Source organism: Candidatus Symbiopectobacterium sp. (assembly GCF_020054415.1).
Taxonomy (GTDB): domain Bacteria; phylum Pseudomonadota; class Gammaproteobacteria; order Enterobacterales; family Enterobacteriaceae; genus Symbiopectobacterium.
This window is the reverse complement of the sequence record NZ_JAHWCO010000647.1, coordinates 1-1,090: the sequence shown is the minus strand read 5'-3', so window position 1 is coordinate 1,090 and position 1,090 is coordinate 1. Positions and strand designations below refer to the sequence as shown.

Genomic DNA, 1,090 nt, shown 5'->3' with positions numbered 1-1,090 from the left:
GCGCTGCTTGAGGGCCTTGTTATAAGAGGGCCAGTTGGTGATTTTAAAATTTTGTTTTGCCATGGAGACCTGATTTTGAAACAACTGTGGTGATCTGCTCCGATGATTACCCAAAAGTTCTATTTATTCAACAAAGCCGTTATTTACCCGTCTTTTTTTACGATCGTCGCCGATACCGCACTGGTATGCTATACCTAATGGCCGTAACGTTGTGGCCTACCCTTAAGTAAAAAAAAGTAAAAGGGTAGCGTTAAGGAGTGTGGTTATTTACAATCGTTACGCTTTCTTGTAGCCCCCGATCAAAAAGGAATTCTCATGTTCAAACGTACTCTGGTTGCTGCGGCAGCCTTGGTTTCACTGACAATGTTTTCATCTTCGGTCATGGTGTCGTCGGCGATCGCAGCCCCTGCCGCCACCACGCGCGTCTTGCTAACCACGTCTGAAGGCAACATCGAGTTAGCGCTGGATAACCAGAAAGCGCCTGTGTCAGTGAAAAACTTCGTCGAGTACGTTAATAGTGGCTTCTACAATGGCACCACCTTTCACCGCGTGATCCCTGGTTTTATGGTGCAGGGTGGCGGTTTTGTGGATGAAATGAAGCAAAAAGCCACTAACCCACCGATCAAAAATGAAGCGGACAACGGTTTACGCAACGTGCGTGGTACCATCGCCATGGCGCGCACCGCTGAAAAAGACAGCGCCACCAGTCAGTTCTTTATTAATGTCGCGGATAACGCTTTCCTCGATCACGGTCAGCGTGATTTTGGCTATGCGGTATTTGGCAAAGTGGTAAAAGGGATGGATGTCGCCGACAAAATCTCTCAGGTGCAAACCACTAACGTTGGGCCCTATCAGAATGTGCCAAGCAAACCGATTGTGATTAAATCGGCCAAAATACTGCCGTAAGCGTGGTCGAGAATTTCTGGAATTGCTATCAAGGCCACATAATGTGTACTAGCTTAGACCTGATCTGACAGTTACCGATTATTTATACAGGTGTCTGTCAGATTACATCTGGTTCAGATTCTTTTCTGCCCAGATCCGTTTTCCATCGAGTAAAGTGGCCATCGGCGTACGCCCGCAGCACGTT

The 1,090-nt window shown here is 47.3% G+C and carries 2 protein-coding genes; both read left to right on the top strand.

The window, feature by feature from the left end; translation table 11 throughout:
* The first annotated feature begins 86 nt into the window (after nucleotides 1-86).
* Entirely contained in the window at nucleotides 87-230 is a 144-nt protein-coding gene (locus tag QZ506_RS18765) for a hypothetical protein (RefSeq protein WP_291973087.1), read from the top strand.
* Between the two features lie 85 nt (nucleotides 231-315).
* Nucleotides 316-906 carry a peptidylprolyl isomerase A gene (gene ppiA, locus QZ506_RS18760; RefSeq protein ID WP_291973086.1) on the top strand — a complete coding sequence of 197 codons (591 nt, stop codon included), beginning with the start codon at nucleotides 316-318 and terminating at the stop codon, nucleotides 904-906.
* The last annotated feature ends 184 nt before the right edge of the window (nucleotides 907-1,090 follow it).

Coding starts and splice junctions, on each gene's coding strand:
- ppiA (WP_291973086.1), top strand. CDS start 316: ATGTTCAAACGTACTCTGGTTGCTGCGGCAGCCTTGGTTTCACTGACA.